Source organism: Clostridium sp. AM54-37XD, assembly GCF_003478225.1.
Taxonomy (GTDB): Bacteria; Bacillota; Clostridia; order Lachnospirales; family Lachnospiraceae; genus Coprococcus; species Coprococcus ammoniilyticus.
The window spans coordinates 16,417-33,570 of record NZ_QUEV01000014.1 but is presented as its reverse complement, the minus strand read 5'-3'; the positions used below and the strand labels follow the sequence as shown (position 1 = coordinate 33,570).

Annotated in this window: 13 protein-coding genes; 9 read left to right on the top strand and 4 right to left on the bottom strand. The window is 41.9% G+C overall.

Translation table 11 applies throughout. The features are described from left to right. Positions 1–66: 66 nt before the first annotated feature. The 4 genes from DXA07_RS11680 to DXA07_RS11665 all read left to right on the top strand — a co-directional run bounded on the left by DXA07_RS11680 (position 67) and on the right by DXA07_RS11665 (position 7,606). Positions 67–5,424, top strand: coding sequence for a DUF4430 domain-containing protein (locus DXA07_RS11680; protein ID WP_118484724.1), 5,358 nt, complete (start codon positions 67–69; stop codon positions 5,422–5,424). Between the two features lie 110 nt (positions 5,425–5,534). After that, the gene (locus tag DXA07_RS11675) at positions 5,535–6,872 is read left to right on the top strand and encodes an Ig-like domain-containing protein (protein WP_118484723.1); all 1,338 of its coding nucleotides are present in this window, start codon (positions 5,535–5,537) and stop codon (positions 6,870–6,872) included. 163 nt (positions 6,873–7,035) lie between these two features. Then, entirely contained in the window at positions 7,036–7,389 is a 354-nt protein-coding gene (locus tag DXA07_RS11670; RefSeq protein WP_117808581.1) for a hypothetical protein, read from the top strand. Beyond that, positions 7,373–7,606: a hypothetical protein gene (locus DXA07_RS11665; RefSeq protein WP_118484721.1), complete on the top strand. Its 234-nt coding sequence runs from the start codon at positions 7,373–7,375 to the stop codon at positions 7,604–7,606. Before DXA07_RS11670 ends, DXA07_RS11665 begins: the two co-directional genes overlap by 17 nt. Before the next feature lie 119 nt (positions 7,607–7,725). Here the strand turns inward: DXA07_RS11665 and DXA07_RS11660 are convergent, their stop codons facing one another. From DXA07_RS11660 to DXA07_RS11650, 3 genes are read right to left on the bottom strand one after another with little or no spacing between them, the layout of a single operon-like run. Then, the gene (locus DXA07_RS11660; protein ID WP_021944213.1) at positions 7,726–8,787 is read right to left on the bottom strand and encodes a hypothetical protein; all 1,062 of its coding nucleotides are present in this window, start codon (positions 8,785–8,787) and stop codon (positions 7,726–7,728) included. Continuing rightward, positions 8,780–10,201 (bottom strand): HAMP domain-containing sensor histidine kinase, encoded by a 1,422-nt coding sequence (locus tag DXA07_RS11655; protein ID WP_117808582.1) that lies wholly within the window; start codon positions 10,199–10,201, stop codon positions 8,780–8,782. Before DXA07_RS11655 ends, DXA07_RS11660 begins: the two co-directional genes overlap by 8 nt. Before the next feature lie 12 nt (positions 10,202–10,213). Beyond that, positions 10,214–10,867 (bottom strand): response regulator transcription factor, encoded by a 654-nt coding sequence (locus tag DXA07_RS11650; protein ID WP_117784708.1) that lies wholly within the window; start codon positions 10,865–10,867, stop codon positions 10,214–10,216. Between the two features lie 539 nt (positions 10,868–11,406). Here DXA07_RS11650 and bioB point away from each other — a divergent pair. From bioB to DXA07_RS11630, 5 genes are all read left to right on the top strand, one after another. Continuing rightward, on the top strand, positions 11,407–12,402 hold the full coding sequence (gene bioB / locus DXA07_RS11645) for a biotin synthase BioB (RefSeq protein ID WP_118484719.1): 996 nt from the start codon (positions 11,407–11,409) through the stop codon (positions 12,400–12,402). 157 nt (positions 12,403–12,559) lie between these two features. Beyond that, positions 12,560–13,135, top strand: coding sequence for a hypothetical protein (locus DXA07_RS11640; RefSeq protein WP_021943113.1), 576 nt, complete (start codon positions 12,560–12,562; stop codon positions 13,133–13,135). Between the two features lie 19 nt (positions 13,136–13,154). Next, a complete protein-coding gene (locus tag DXA07_RS11635) occupies positions 13,155–13,496 on the top strand; it encodes a hypothetical protein (protein ID WP_118484717.1) in 342 nt (113 codons plus the stop codon). Positions 13,497–13,531: 35 nt separating this feature from the next. Further along, complete coding sequence (locus DXA07_RS13110; protein ID WP_182427543.1) at positions 13,532–13,672, top strand: hypothetical protein; 141 nt, start codon at positions 13,532–13,534, stop codon at positions 13,670–13,672. A gap of 21 nt (positions 13,673–13,693) precedes the next feature. Beyond that, complete coding sequence (locus DXA07_RS11630) at positions 13,694–14,410, top strand: response regulator transcription factor (RefSeq protein ID WP_021943115.1); 717 nt, start codon at positions 13,694–13,696, stop codon at positions 14,408–14,410. Positions 14,411–14,478: 68 nt separating this feature from the next. Here DXA07_RS11630 and DXA07_RS11625 read toward each other — a convergent pair whose 3' ends face one another. Next, entirely contained in the window at positions 14,479–17,076 is a 2,598-nt protein-coding gene (locus DXA07_RS11625) for a GH25 family lysozyme (protein WP_118484715.1), read from the bottom strand. Positions 17,077–17,154 lie beyond the last annotated feature (78 nt).

Sequence of the window (17,154 nt, the reverse complement as noted above, 5' to 3'; positions counted from 1 at the left end):
AGGGAAAAGCAAGATTTAATTCCCAGCTTATAAAAAATATACAATAGAAGAAAGGAATCGAAACGAATGAAACGAATCAGGACACTGGTGCTTTCGTTTTTATTTGCGTGCGCAGTTTTATTCGTGCCATTTGCAGTAAATGCAGGTTATGGTATTCAGAATGTTGCGGCAGCGGAAGAAGATGAAAGTACGACCGATTATAGCACAAAATATGTTGTGCTGTCTCTTGAGGGCTTTACGATCGGACAGGGATTTTATATCACACCGACTCGTATGTCTTATGAAGAGATTGGAAATGTCTGGAAACAGGAAGGGATAGACATTGATCTGTCTAAATTGACCGTTTCACAGGCAACTTATGCATTTTTCAAGAAAGCAGGACTTCAGACAGAGCCTGCAGGATCAAGTGCCTATAATGACAGCAACTTTTATCTGGCAAATATCAAAGGCATTGATAAAGGAACTGTAAAAGTTCCAACAGCACTCTTGGATGCATATAAGACACGTAACAATGGAAATGATCTGGAACTGGAGGAGAAGACAGGTACAGACCTTGCAGAACATGATTACACATCATGGTCCGGCTGGATGATCACAGTTGATAATGTGCCTTGCAATACAAGCGCAGGCGCATATCTTGTAGATCAGGGAACCGGAGCAAATACCAATGTTCTCCGTTGGCAGTTTACACTTGCCGGTTATGGAGCAGATATTGGATGTGGATTTGAAGGCTATGAAGCATATTATGTAACCCAAGACAAGACAGAGTTATATACACTTTATGCAGAGAATGAAGAAGAGATCGCAAAGGATGCCTCATTAAATGCGGAACTTCAGGCAGTTATGGCAGATCTGGATGCATCAGCAGATGATGTGGCAGCTGCTGTAAAGAAGATCAAAGCATTAGGAGAAAAACAGGTATCGATCAAGATGAACAGCAGTGTTCCATATATGACACTTACAGATGCAGATGGAAATACAGTGGCGGCTGGAGATCCGGATAGTAATTATGTATACACAGTGAAGCTTGCAGAAGGTACTTATCGCTTATCAACATATAAAATGAGTGGTATTAATAAAGTTGATATGGGTTCAATTGATCTGATCGTAACCGATGAAGCAGAGCAGTCATATGCAGTATATAGTCTGTCAGGTATTGCATGTACAAATAAGGATGCCAGCAGTGGAAAATTTTGGCAAGAAGGAGAAGATTTTACTTTTAATGTAAAGGTAGTATCTCCAGATAATGTTGATCGTCATGCTACACTTGGTTTGATGCAGGCGGAAACAAGTCAGAAAGCAGCTCAGTATGCAGTGCCTTTTTATTATGCGGATATGGTATCTGTAACTGTAACACCTGAGGGAGACCATGCACAGAATTATATAGAAAAGACAGTTTCAAAAACACTTACAGCAAACAGTTCATATGGGTATTCGATCAGTGCACCGGAAGCCAGAAAAGTAAGTGTGACATTCCCGGAAGGAGCAGAGCTTAGACTGGGAACATTGTCTACATATTATATTTATAAAGATGAACCGGGAACAAAGATAGAAGCCAAAGAGCCGGGATATGAGACATATGAATTTACGGTCGGAGCTGGTATTACATATTACTATCGTGTGACAGGTGCCGGTGGTGTTACCTACTGGGATTGGTTCTCTACCAATAAAGATGCAGATTATATGGTTAGTAAGGCGGATATGTATATCGGGGATGACTCTTTTAATCCGGATACTATATATCATGATATGTCTCAGAATAAGTATGATGTAGCAGATATTTATCTTACATCAGATGAACATGGATACCTTTCTATGAAGAAGGGTGAGACATACAGTCTGGAATGTTTCCGTAATTGGCAGGCGATCGAAGGTACTTCGAATGCTAAGAGTGCAGAACCGGATTATCATTACACGGTTATTGATGAGAATGGAAATCCATCAAATGATGTGATCACAGTTACACCGGGAGCACATTCAGAAATAGCGGAGATTCAGGCGAAATCCGAAGGAACAGCAATTCTGCTTGTGACCTACGATGCACAGATTAATATGCAGGGATATACGAAGTATACCAAGTTTAGTGCAATATGGCCTGAAAACACCGGTGTTGTAGTGGTTACTGTTGATAAGGATGGCACAGCTATTCAGACCAACATGACCATAAATGAAGGTAAAAATAAAAAAGAGGAAAAAGTAACTGGCGACAGACTGGATGCACAGTTGGATGTTCTTTATTATGAGGCAGGAACAGACGGAGCTGAGTATACATTTACACCGGAGAGTGGAGTATCCGTATCTGTCCTTCGTCCGGAGATCATAGACAATAAGCTGACATACGGCGGATTTTCTGCAAAGAACATCACAAGAAATTCAGATGGCAGTTATACAGTCGCAGGGCTTACAGAAGGACCAAATATTGTTAAAGTTACAAAGAATGGTGTCAGTACTTATCAGGTGATACGTGCAAAAGAAGTTGCAGTATCATACAAATATAAAGATGCAGATGGAAATGAAATAACCGCAGATGAATTGACAGCGGGTGATTCCATTGAGATCAGCTATGGAGAAAGAAGTGAAGACGGTAAGCGTTCTTATAATGGCTTATACAATCCTGCCAGTAAATTAGCAGGTGTGTATAATATGGATGCAGCAATCTGCTTTTTTGACACAACAGGAACAGAATATGTTGGAAAACTAAACCAGTATATGTTTGCATCAACACCGGCTTCACAGACGATTACGGTTACGATCCCGACTTATTTTGCAGGTGATACATTCCGTCTGACAGGATGTCTGAAAAACGGAATAGGTGGATGGAGTGCTTATGGTTCACCATACGGTTCTCATCGGGCAGTTCGCCATGACACAGGTGTACCGGTACAGATGGCAGCCAGCCGTCATACCGCTTATATGTGTAATCTTCCGGATGTAGAATTCAAGCTTGTAGCTTCTGATTTCGTACCGGTAACATTGAATATAACAGACAGTCAGACGAAAAAACCGGTTACAGATTATACAATTCAGATCTTAGATGAAGATAAGAAAGAAACAAAAGTAACGGATGGAGTTTTCAAGGGATTTGTAGGAAAAACATATTCATATGTCATTTGTGCATCAGGTTATATATATAAGACAGGAACGATTGAGATTCCGGAGGATACAGACAGTATTACAAAGACGATCCGTCTGACACCTGCCGATGCTCAGGCGTGGGATGGACAGACTATGACTGAACCGAAACAGTCAGATGGTGTATACCAGATTGGAACCGGAGCAGAACTTTACTGGTTCGCAAATGAAGTAAAGACAAAATACACGATCAATGCGGTTCTGACTGCAGATATCGATCTTGCAGGATATAAGTGGATCCCTGTCAAACCGAATAGTTCAAGTTATGGTTATGCAGGAACATTTGATGGACAGGGGCATACAGTCAAGAATCTGTATGTGGACAATGTTCAGGATGCAGGTTTATTCGGATCAGTAACAGGTCAGATCAAGAATCTGACAGTAGAAGGAAATATTTCTGCAAGCACAGCAACACATGCCGGCGGAATTGCAGGTATGCTTAAGGAAAATGCAGGAAAAAATGTATTGATCTCAAATTGTGTTTCAAAGGTTAATATCACATTTACAGGAACTTCAAATTATGTTTATGCAGGTGGTATCGTTGGATATTGCGGAGCAAATTCAGATACCAGTACAAATGTGATTGACAACTGTAGCTATTACGGCACGATCACTGCTAAAAATGGCAGTTGCGCAGGTGGTATTCTTGGTGCAATGACAAATAGAAATGTTACAATCAAGAATTCCTCAAATTATGGAACGGTTATAGCAAAGAATAACGTAGGTGGTATTCTTGGTATTCATAATGAAGCCAGTTCAAAAGCACCTGCCGGTAAGATCATTGACTGCTATAATGCCGGTTCAGTATCAGGTCAGACAAATGTAGGTGGAATTGCCGGATGCTTTAAAGGCAAGGCAGCAAACAACGCAGGTGTAGAGATGTCAGGTTGTTATAGTGGCGGAGAAATTCTGAGCACCAGCCAGACAAAGGAACAGACAATATTTACAGGACAGTCAGCATATATGACATTATCTGATTCGGTTTATTCATGTGCAGATGAAGCAAGCAGCACATTTACAGAGGATCAGGCAGTATATGTATCTCCTGCTGATATAGCAGCAGTAAAGAAGCTGACAGCAGAAACAGTTTCAAAGAAAGCTGATAAGGATACGCTGGATCGTATAGCTCCAGTTATCAATGTGCTTGCAAATGTTCCGTTATCAGCAGAAGATCAGACATTTGTAGATCTTTATAAAGAGTTACAGGCAGCGGTTGCTGATCAGAAGCATGTTAAAGTCGGTGTATATGACTATACAGCAACAGCAGCGGGAATTAAGGGTGCATCTGAAAATGGTGTGATCCTTGATGACGTAGAAGTTGATGCAGCGACTGCAGTGGATGCTGTTGAGAAGGCGTTAAAGGAGAACAACATTCCATATGTTCTGGCAGATACAGGATATGGACCATATATGGAATCCATCAATGGACTGACAGTTCAGGCTGAATATACGATGTCAGGATGGATGTTCTCATACAACAAAGATGATTTCTCCAATATGGGCTTATCAGCTACAACGATCCAGGATGGAGATGTATTAGAATTCCACTATCAGCTTACAGGTGGCGATGTTGCATCTGCATATTCAGGTCTTCCAACATTGAAAGAGCTTATAATTGGAAGTAGTCAGATGAACTTTGAGGTATCATCTACATACGATGCTCAGTGGAATCAGATCATTACTTATAGGATGAATGGAGAAGAACTTGCCGGAACCGGTACAGAGAATGATCCATTTATTGTAAACGTAGATTTATTCAAGGACACAGACCTTACAGCTCTGCCAGTCAGCTACAAGACAGAGGCAGATTCACATTATGTAACAGTTGATGGACTTTCCAATGTTATGGATCTGACAGATGGAGTGCTGTGTCATGTAACATCCGGAGCAGGAAGAACTGCATGGTACAAGATCACTGCGACAGCAGAGACAGAAAAGGCATTGACAGATGCAAATACAAAGGTAGTAGTTGCAGATGCAGTTTATACCGGAGAAGAATTAAAACCGGAAGTAAAGGTATATGTAAACGGTAATCTGATAACAGAAGAAAACTATGATGTCGTATTTGAAAATGCGCAGAATGCCGGAACAGCTACCTGTACGGTAACAGGTAAGGGCGAATTCTCCGGACAGGTTCAGACAACCTCGAGATCAAGAAAGCAGAACAGCAGATCACAAATGTACCGGAAGACCGGAAGGTCGTATACGGACAGAAGGCAGATATCGAAGTTGCAGCAGGAGCAAAGACAACTCCTGTATTATCATCTGATAAAGAAGCTGTTGTATCAGTAACAGAAGATGGCAAGCTTCAGATCAATGGTATCGGAACAGCAGTTATTACAATTACAGCACCGGAGAGTGACAATTATCTGGCAGCTACAGCTTCCTTTAAGGTTACAGTTATGGGAGATCTGAGCAAGGCAACAATTGCTCCGGTTGCTTCTGTAGAATATACCGGAAAGGTGATCGTACCGGAACTTACAATCACAGATGGCACATATCAGCTTGTAAAGGATGTTGATTATACGGTTTCAGGACAGCGTGTATCTGTCGGAAAGGCTACAGCAACGATTCGTGGAATCGATGGAAGATATGCAGGTTCACGGACAGTTACATTTGAAATTGTGAAGGCAAAACAGGAAATCCAGGTTGCATCTAAGAGCATAGAGGTAACAGAAGGTACAGATCCGTTTGTTCTTGCAGCCGATGGTCATGGTACATTGACATTCGTTTCATCGGCACCTGCAGTTGCAGAGATCGATGATACAGGTCTTGTAACAGTAAAGGCAGCAGGATTTACAGATATTACGATCAAGACTGCCGGAACAGCAAATTACGAAGCTGCAGAAACAGTAGTTCGTCTGACTGTTAAGAAAAAGGCGGATACAGAAGATCCTGATAAGACAACAGAAGATTCTTCTGATTCAACTACAGAAGAACCGACAACAGAGAAACCAAGTACAGAAGAGCCAACTACAGAGACTCCGGATCAGAAGGTTACACTGACTGCCAAAAACACTGTTGTAACAGTTCCAAGTGTTACATATACAGGTAAGGCACAGAAACCGGCTGTAAAGGTTACAGTATCCGGCAAGGCATTATCAACCGATGATTATTCTGTAGCATATTCAAATAACAAGAATGCAGGAATCGCAAAGGTAGTTATTACCGGTAAGGGCAACTATACCGGTAAAGTAGAAAGCACATTTGTGATCAAGAAAGCATCACAGACGATCCAGAAGCAGACAGTATATGCATACAGTAAGTATGTGAAGATGAAGGCTTCTGCAAAGGGCAAGGTTACTTATACATCTTCTAATAAGAAGATCGCAACTGTAAATAAGAAGACCGGCTTTGTTACCGCAAAGAAGCCAGGTAAGGTACAGATCAAAGTAACAGCCGCAGCAACAGCAAATTACAAGAAGAGTACAGGAACGATCACCTTGATTGTTGTACCTGCAACACCGACTGTAAAGAAGGCTGCTGCATATAAGACCAAGGCAATCAAGGTTTCTTACAAGAAGGTATCAGGTGCAAGTGGTTACCAGATCACATATGCAACAAATAAAGCATTCAAGAATGCAAAGAGTACATATGTAAGCAGCAAGAAGTCAAGTGCTGTGATCAAGAACCTGAAAAAGGGTAAGAAATATTATGTCAAGGTAAGAGCATATAAGAAGATCAATGGAAAGAAGTTCTACAGTGTTTACAGTGGTAAGACGTCTGTAAAGACAAAATAATAAAAAAGATACATGAAGCCGTAAGGTGATATGTATTACGGATAAACATTGATCTGTCAGTAAAAGGAATACCGGCTGCTATCCGGAAGCGTTGTAAAACGAACGGATGGCAGCCGGTATTTGCAATATACCGGGAAACATTGTATGGTATAGAAGATAATCTATGAAGACAGATACAGCATATAGCTGTAGGAAAATACAGGAAAGAGGAAAGCTGATTATGGCAGAAAACGATCTGACAAAAGAAAACTGTATGGAAATGCTGCGTGCTACATATAAACAACTGGAACGCTATCCGAAAAAATCAGACTTCACGGTGGAGGAGGTAGCCGCGGTAAAATCCTATTTTGGACCCTGGCCAAGAGCACTTGAAGCGTGTGGAATACTGCCGGATCGTTCGGCGGAACGGGAGGCAGCAAAGCTGCAGAAACGGATTGCTGCGAAAAGGCGGCAGACACAGTATAAGCTGGAACGTCAGGGCAGATTAAAAGAGCAGACAGATGATAAGAAACAATGAAAAACTCCAGATGCCGGGAAACGCATCTGGAGCTAGTCTGAAATATGAGGGGGCTCAAGAAATCACAGATGGTACCTTTGAGCAAAATGGCAACAAACAAAATAAAACAACATGTGGCAAAGATACCAAACTTAACTTTGAGATAATTGCAGCGTGTAAAAGACCTCTCTGTCTTAAAAAATGTGCTGCGCTCAATCCTGTTCTGTTCTCTGCTTGAATACTTCATAAGCACCATCCCTTGTCTTGATGATGTTACTATAAAGGATGGATGCATCATAATTTGCAAAAAAATGCATCTATTCTGCATATTTCTTCTAAAGAAGTATTAAGCATCTGTTAATTATAAAAATATCGATTCATCTGGTAGAAGAACAATCCGTTTTTCATATAAAAGTTGTATTCTTCTGTTGTATCGGCTTCTAATTCCATACTAATCTCAGTAGTGTAAGTATAATAGGTATGAGCGGTCAGAGGTGTTCCTGTCAGCTTTTCAAATAACTGCAGATCAGAATCCGGTATCTCTGTTGGAGTCATACCTGCACCGTTTCCGGATCCTTTCTCAAAGCTGAGCTCATAATAAGAGACTAATATATCGTATAGAGTGTCAAAACAAGTGTCACTGAACGTAGTTGAATTACCGACATGGCTTCCTAAAAAGTTATACAGTGGAAGTATATAATCATTGTAATATTCCAGTTCTACCAGACTTTCTTTATTGTAGAAAGTGTTAGAATTAGGGTCCAGATTCATTGTAAATGTAATCAGTTTGTTCGTGTCATAATCCAGAAAACAATTCATTTCAAATCCAAAATAGTAGATATTAACCACCCATATCGTAAAACTGCGGTAAGAATTTTCGTCTGACGTTGCAAGATATTTGGATATATACATCTCATAGATACCATTTACAGTGAAATCACAGGAGAAATAATCAGAGAAATACGATGTCAGTTCATTTACGGTTACATCATGGATCTCACTGTAGGAATGTTTGTCCGTATAATCAAAGTTCAGATCGGTGTAATAACATTCTCCGTTTATGATGTTGATCTTCTCAAGCAGTGTCAGTTTATTTGTTACATCGAGATTGTTCGGACTGATCTCGTGGCTGGATACGGAATTCAATGTTTTCCTGTCCTGAATACGAAAATACAGATTCGAGGCAATGATACAGATCACAAAAATTGCAATGCATATTATAAACCAGAGAAGATTCTTGTATAGGAAATGAAGAATACCGCGTGCTTTTCCGGTATGTTCGACAGAGGGAACAGTACCTTCTTCACTCTCATTTATCATATCATTTACTTCTGATTCAGAGATATCATCGTCTTCCTTATGGGCAGCGGTCAGTTCATAGGAAGCAATGACAGATTCTTTATTTTCTTCGTTACTCATGATGTGCCGCCTCCTTTATATTTGGTAATGTAATAGTGACAACCGTACCGCGTCCGACGGCACTCTTGTATTTGATCTTAGCCTGATGGATCTCTGCAATCTTGCTGCAAATAGCAAGTCCGAGTCCGGCTCCGCCCTGCGCACGGGATCTGGATTTGTCGATTCGGTAGAAAGCTTCACTGATTCGTGTGATTTCTTCCGGTGGCATTCCCCGTCCGTTATCTTTGATAATGATTACATAATTATCATCCCTTACAGTTCCGGCTACATGGATAAGACCATTGTCGTCGATCGCTTTTCTGGCGTTATCAATGATATTGATGATCAGAGACTGAAAGAGGTCGATGTCCATCATACAGCAGCCCTTTCGGCAGCTTGACTTTAATGTTATATGTTCCTTTGCCAGCTCCGGCTTCATAACATTGATCACATTCTGGATCGCGAGGGAAGGATCGGTCGGTGTTAATATGGTTTCCTGATTTTTTACAACCAGAAGATCCAGTAATTTTAAAGATAAGCTCTCCAGACGTTTTCCTTCTGAGAAGATATAGTTGGCTGCTTCATTTGTTTCGTCTTCACTCATATTCTGGCTTCGCAGAAGATCGGCATAACCGATGATCGAAGTCATTGGGGTCTTTAATTCATGTGCGAAGCTTCCCATAAACTGTTCCTGTTTTTCCATAGAGAAATGAAGTTCTGAGATGTTATCTTCGATAGTATCTGCCATGTTGTTGAAATCATTTGCGAGTGCCTCAATCTCATCGCCGGAGTGGATGTGCAGACGGGCAGAGTAATCACCGTGGGAGATATGCTGCGCAAGTGATGATAATTTTTCCAACGGCTTTGTAAGCAGGCTGGCTGCGATCATGGATGTGATACTTCCGACAACGAAGATCGCGATCAACAGCAGACGGAATGTATTCTGTTCCTGCGCACGAGCAGCATACACGGAAGTGATGTCATAGACAATGTCCATCTGTGAGATGTCCAGATTTTCTGTATTGATATCCATGGAACTGCATAATTGCAGATAGTAGTTATTATTTTCTCTCCAAATGATCGAATTACAGGTATTTTCATCCGATGGTTTCATTTCTTTATATGTAAAGGATGAATTCATGATGCTTACGACTTCCATATCCGAATTTCGAAGAATGATATTCTTACGGTTGGAGTTTCCCTGAGCTGAAAGCTGGTTAATGATATTAGACATGTCGATATAAGATGATACAGAATTTGTATCAACAGCAATCAGCAGAGTACTCTGAATACTCTCATAATTTTGCAGGTCACTGTCGATGGTGGAAGATAACGAGGTTTTGAATGATCGGTGGATCAGCATGGTTCCTCCGAGACCGAAGGACAGTCCCAGAAGTGCAACCATACATAATACAAGTTTATGCTTAAATTTCATAGAAACTCCTTTTTAAATCTCCAGACGGTATCCGATCTTGTTGATGGTCTTTAAGCAGTCTTCCAGTCCGAGTTTTTTTCGCATACGCTGGACATGAAGAGCAACCGTCCGGCTGTCACAAGGATAGTCACCACCCCAGATACGCTCATATATCGTTTCACGATAGAGCGCAACTCCCGGATTTTGTGCAAATAACAATAACAGCTCATATTCTTTGTTCGTCAGTGGAATCTCTTTTCCATTTTTTGTGACGCTCATCGCAACTGTATCAATAACAAGATCGCGGACGGTGATCGTTGTATTCAGCTTATTATATCTCCGGAGAACAACTTCAATCCTTGCAAGAAGCTCAACGATCTCAAATGGTTTTACAATATAATCCTCGGCTCCCATCTTCAGACCCATGACACGGTCGTTCAGGGAGTTTTTTGCTGTAATAAAGATAACCGGTATTTTTAATGGTTTGATATATTCAAGAACATCATAGCCGGATGCACCCGGAAGCATGATGTCGAGCAGAACCAGATCAAAAGGGGTTTCTTCCAGTATGTCTGCGGCAGCAAGTCCGTCATAAATACAGGTACAGGAATAGCCTGCCTTTGTCAGACTCATTTTGATCAGGTTTGCAATAGGTTTTTCGTCTTCAACTACTAGTATATTAATCATAGATATAACCTCCAAAGGGGTTCGCCTTCCAATGACCCCATACCCTGTAATTCTACTATATTTTACAAAAACTTGAAAGAGAATAATGCCGAAAAAAAGAGATTTAAGGTTTCGCCCGGCTCCTCCCGGTTGTGTATTGCCCCGCTTCATGTCTGCCCCTTCCGGCTGGATTCTTTGCATATAAACTCGCATATTTTCTATGAATTGTACCTGCCTTATTTGCTCATGCTCCTGCGCAAACTCGCCTTCGGCTCAAACATGCACCCGCATTCGCTGGCAAGGTACAAGTTCATAACGAAAATATTGCTTTATGTTTATATGCAAAGAATCCAGCTGGTAGTAGGCAGGCGCGAAGTTGGGTAATACATAGCCGGTAGTGGGTAGGTGCGAGGACAAGCCGGGCGTGGCAATGCGGAACATTGGGTAGTTCACAAGATGTTGTTTAGATGGTATATTAATAAGGAATTGGATGAAAAACGAATACGCTATGTGTTTTATAGAAAAGGGCAATATTTCTTAATAAAGGACAATGATGAATTATGACAAAGGATGAACTTCAGAGATTGGAACATAAGATAATGGATGGATATCGTATCAGCAGGGAGGAAGCAGAGCGGCTTATCGATGTAGATCTGTCAGAACTTTCTGAAGCGGCAGACCGGATCCGACTGCATTTCTGTGGAAATGTCTGCGATGTCTGTTCTGTGGCGGCTGTTAAGGTTGGACAGTGCGGTGAGGACTGTCTGTACTGCGCACAGTCAACCAGAGCAAAGGAGAAGGTCCCGGCGGAATGTGTACTGGGTGAGCAGATCCTGACCGATATAGCGGTTCAGGATAAGAGCCGTGGTTCTTACCGGTACGGGCTTGTATCTGTTGGACGGCGGCTGTCGAAACGGGAGGTAGCACTGGCAGTTCAGAATGTGGAGGATATCAGGAAGACAGCAGATATCCATGTCTGTGCATCTCTTGGTATGCTGGATGAGGAGGATTTCATAAAGCTTCATGAAGCTGGTATGACAATGGTTCATAATAACATGGAAGCATCGGATGCGTTCTTTAAGACCTTGTGCACGACGCATACATCAGATGATAAGAGAAAGAGTATCCGTGCAGCTAAAGCTGCTGGGATGAAAGTATGCAGTGGTGGACTGATCGGACTGGGAGAGACGCTTTCGGATCGGATCGACCTGGCATTTTCGTTAAGAGAGCTGGATGTGGACTCGGTTCCGATCAATATGCTGAATCCGATTCCGGGAACGTATTTTGAACATCAGGAGCCGATGAAGCAGGAGGAGTTCCTCCGGACGGTGGCTGTTTTTCGTTTTATCCTTCCGGATACCTTTATCCGTCTGGCGGCAGGCAGAGCCTATTTGCCGGATAATGGCAAGGCAGCTCTTCGTGCCGGGGCAAATGCCGTGATCAGCGGTGACTTTCTGACAACGACCGGAATCACATTTGAAACTGACCTGCAGATGATCCGTGAACAGGGCTACGAGATTGGAGCACCAGAGCCCGGCACCCGCATGGACTTTTAAAATGAAATTACCGGTTGTTGAATTTTCTGAGAGAAACATATATTATGAATATGATTGGAACATAGAATCAGGTTTAAATGTGATCAGGAAAATTATTCAGATATATTTAATTGAAAATCAGGCGATTTTAATAATTATAGAAAGAAAGAGGTACAATATGAATATTTATGACAGAATGATGGCGATAGGAACAAAGATGACGGAGATGGATGCATCGACATATCAGGGAGCATTTATCGGCAAGATCTCATATATGGCAGAGAAGGAACAGGCTGGACAGGCAGACAGTATCCGCTATGAATTCGGGGCTGTAAAGGAGAATGCATTTATGTACATCCTTCCGATCCTCGGTTATGTGGATGGCGTAGAGACACCGGTAGAGAAATTTACCGTGACACTTGTAAAGCCATCCGATAAAGAGAAGGAATTGAAGCGCGTAGAGGCTGCATCATATGATAATGCAGAGGAGTTCCACACATTTTCAAAAGAAGAGGTTTACAGCTTCAGCAAGGAGACAGGTGATCAGAATAAGATTCATCTGACCGATCATCCGGTTGTTCAGGGTATGTTGCTTCTTCGTACAGCGGCTGTAAAATCAGAGGACGTATCCAGAATTGATGTTAAATTTGTAGAGCCATCTTATGCAGAAGAAGAGTTAAAGTGGGCATTTGACGGAAGAGATCATGTGCTGTTCGCAGATGGTTATGTAAAAGCGACGTTCCGTATCAAATAATTGCTGGCATGGAGGGTGTATGAAGGTAAATAAATTCAGCCTGACGTATCTGGCTGGGATGGTTATGATCCTGATATCCGGATGTTTCCCATTCCTGGGATACCAGTTTACCATGAAGGATTATCAGGATGTAAAGGAATGGTTTCCGCTTTTAAATCTGAAAAAGCTTGCAGACCGTTATCAGGCGATGGGAGATATCAATCTGTTTGTCCGGATATTGCCTTATCTGGCAATCCTTACCGGGATAGCGGGAATTGTACTGGTTGTGATCTATCTGCGTGGAGACCGGGATACCTGGGACATCTTCAATCTGATGTTTTTATACCGGCTGTTCTTTCCGGTATTGAATTATTCCTGCTGACACACAGTAAGACGATTCGGGCGATTCATGGGATTATGGAAGAAACAACACGCAGTATGCAGGAAAATGGCTATAAAGGCTTTGCAGGATACCGGCTGGGCTTCTATCTGTTTCTGGCAGGTATCATTATCAGTCTGGTCAGTGCGGTGTGTTTCTTTGCACTGGATCGTGAATAAAATAGAACAGGGGTGTGAGAAATGGCAAATGAGAAGATCCTGTTAGTTGAGGATGATTTTGCTTTGGCAATGGGGACGGAATATACATTAAAGACAGAGCATTATGAAGTGGTGCATGCTTCGGATCTTAAGACTGCGAGAAAGTGTCTGCAGCCGGATATCGATCTGGTGCTGCTTGATGTTATGCTGCCGGATGGAAATGGTTATGATTTCTGCAGAGAGATCCGTGAGGCAGATAATTATGTTCCGGTCATATTTCTTACAGCAGTATCAGATGAAGTGAATCTGGTACAGGGACTGGAGCTTGGTGCAGATGATTATATAGCAAAACCATATCGGGTAAAGGAACTGCTGACACGGATCTCTGTGATCCTGAGAAGACAGCGGTATAACAATATCAAAAAAACAGATTTGGAAAATGAAGCAGGAGAAGATTTCATTTTCGGACACACCAGACTAGATAATAAACAGTATAAGATCTACCGGAATGAACGGAATATCGACAGTACACCAAGTGAATTTCGTTTGCTTCGGGAACTGACGCTTCATGAGAATCAGGTTATGACACGGAGACAGTTGATCGAACGGTTGTGGGATGTCGATGAGTCATTTGTGGATGATAATACCTTGTCGGTATATATCAAACGGTTGAGAGATAAGCTGGAAGAGGATTCGGTATATATCCGTACTGTCCGGGGGATTGGTTATATGTTTGTTCCGGACTCAGCAAATAAGTAAAAACAGTAATAGAAATAAACGCAGGAGTGCTTGGAATGCATTCCTGCCGTTTTATATATGGTTATTGCTTATTTCAATTTTACATAAGCGGCTGAAACATAGCCGTTGTAGGTTCTGCCGTCCTTTGTGAAGGAAATCTGATACCAGTCCTGATATAAGCCTTTGAGTGTAAGCTCTGTTCCATAAGAAACTGTCTGAATAATATCATATCCGGTTCCGGGACCTTTTCTTACATTTAAGACACTGCATATAACCTGCATCTTCTGGCTGCCTTTCTTGCTAGCGGTAAGTGCAGATCTGGTTCCCTTGTAAGCCTTTCCATTTGACTTGTTGTAGGCAACGATGCAATAGCTGTATTTGGATGATCCGGCTTCATTGATAATATAGGAAGAAGCGGCGGAGTTGGTGATCGTTTTTAGCTTTGTATACTTCTTTGTTTTATTTGTATAACGATAGATATAATACCCATCTGCATCTGTCTGAGCCTTCCATGTCATTAACTGCTTGGAACCGTAGCTGTTTACAGCTACTCCTGTTACCTTTTTCGGTGGGATCTTAACGGTTATCGTAGCTGCATCACTGATCGAAGTAGCACCGTTTCCGCGGTAATAGGTTTTAACCTTGAATTTATAGGTTCCGTTTGCGGACAGTCCCTTCTGTGTCCAGGAAGTCTTATCGGAAGATAATTTTGCAATCCGTTTCCAGGAAGAACCTGTGGTTCCGTTTTTCATATAAACAAGATAACCTGAAATATTCTTAGAAGATTTCCAGGAAATACTTACAGAGTTATTCTTGGATGGGATAACGGACACGCTTCTGGCATTTGCTGGTTTTGTCATAATAGATACTGTTTTGGAACGATCTGTACGGACATTGTTGCCGGATTTCTTGTAGTAAGCAACAACACAGTATTTGTAAATGGTATTGCCACTTAATTTTTTATCTGTATATGAGGTTGTGTTTTTATTTGTGATCGTTTTAACGCGTACCCATTTACCATTGTCATTTAAACGGTAAACGATATAGCCGGCAACATTTATCTGACCATTCCATTTAACGGTTACGGTATTCTTTGTAGAGGAAGCAGTTACACCTGTGGCCTGTCCGGGACGGGTGTTTCCGTTTATGGAAGAGGAGTATTTGAAAAATGCGCGGCGGCTGCCTTCTTCAAAGTAAGCACGCACTTTATAAGTGTAAGTTGTTCCGCTTGCCAGCTTGGTATCTGTGTAAGTATTGTTTTTGGCTCCTTTTACATAAGCAACGGTTTTGTATTTACCGGTTGCCGGATTGAAACGTACGATGTGGTAGCCGGAAACTTCGGTCTGCGGAGTCCATTCTAAAGTAAGAGAATCCTTTGCCCGTTTGGCGATTGATACCTTATCAATATTCTTTTCCTGTGTAGCGGCATGAACGATATTGGACTCTCCGCCGTTGTAAGCACCGGAATTTGTTCCGTAGAACGCAAGTACCTTGTAACTGTATAAGGTTTCTACCTCCAGACCCTTGTCTGTAAATGAAGTATTGCTTGCACCGACTGTCGTTCCGACATGCTTATATGTATTTGTGCTCTTGTCAAGACGATAGATCTTATAACCATATACATACGGTACTTTATTCCATTTCAAGGATGCCTTCTGCATGGAAGTTGAAGTGATATGCAGATTCTTAACGGCTTCCGGTTTTTTGATGTACCGGAAATTCATATCAACATTACCGCTGATGCCGGCTACAGAGCCGGAAGATGTGTACTGCCAGTAGGAATATTTACCTTCGTAAGATGCATGCACACTGTTGGTTGCAGAATCCCATCCCGGATATTGGGCGAGCCAGATCGGGAACCGTTTTGCCAGTACATCTGCATATACATCATCTGTGAGTAAAGATTTATTTGCATAGACCATAGCGGTGTAATTATTTTTCTCTACCTCTTCACAGAAAGCAGTACAGATCGTAGTTGCGGCAGCAGGGCTTAAGTTTGCCCGTGCAAGTCTGCCGGAATGATTGATGTAGTATTCGTAGTCCATAACAACCGGAAGCTTTATGTTATAGCCCTTGATCAGCTTCATGGTGTAGTTGGCCTCTGCTCTTGCTTCGGCCGTTGTGATCGCCTGGGAATAGACATATACGCCGACATCCAGTCCTGCGGCGAGAGCACCTTCGATGTTTTCCTTATATAATGCGTCTGCTTCCAGCACACCGGATTCTGTGGTACGGAGTGCGACACGAATCAGAGCAAAATTAATTCCGTCTGCCTTGACCTTCTTCCAGTCGATATTGCCCTGCCAGCGGGAGATATCAATACCATTTATAATGTCATAGCCCTTGAACTGTGCATCATGGGCATAGATGCTGGTATCAATGGAAGCCAGAGAAGGATTCTTGATGCTGTCAGATTTTTTCTGAAGCTCCTGAATTGCCTGTGGATCTTCTCCGTATTTTTTATTGATAAGGGCAATCTGTTCCTTTGTTAATGAAGAACTGTCAAATGTTCCTGTTTCTACCATTTCATCAATCTCGTCAGCATATGAAATGTTGGATGACTGGGTAGAAACTGTTGTGTACGCATATTGTGACTGCGCATAGGTCTGACCGGCGATCTTAGGTGCGCTGAAGATCGTGAGACCGGCGACAGCACTGCACAATACCGTGGTAATAAGTTTTTTCACGATAAGCAACCTCCAATTTTTATTTATCCTTAACTAATTTATAATATTTTTTTTACATATAAATGTCAATAATCTGGG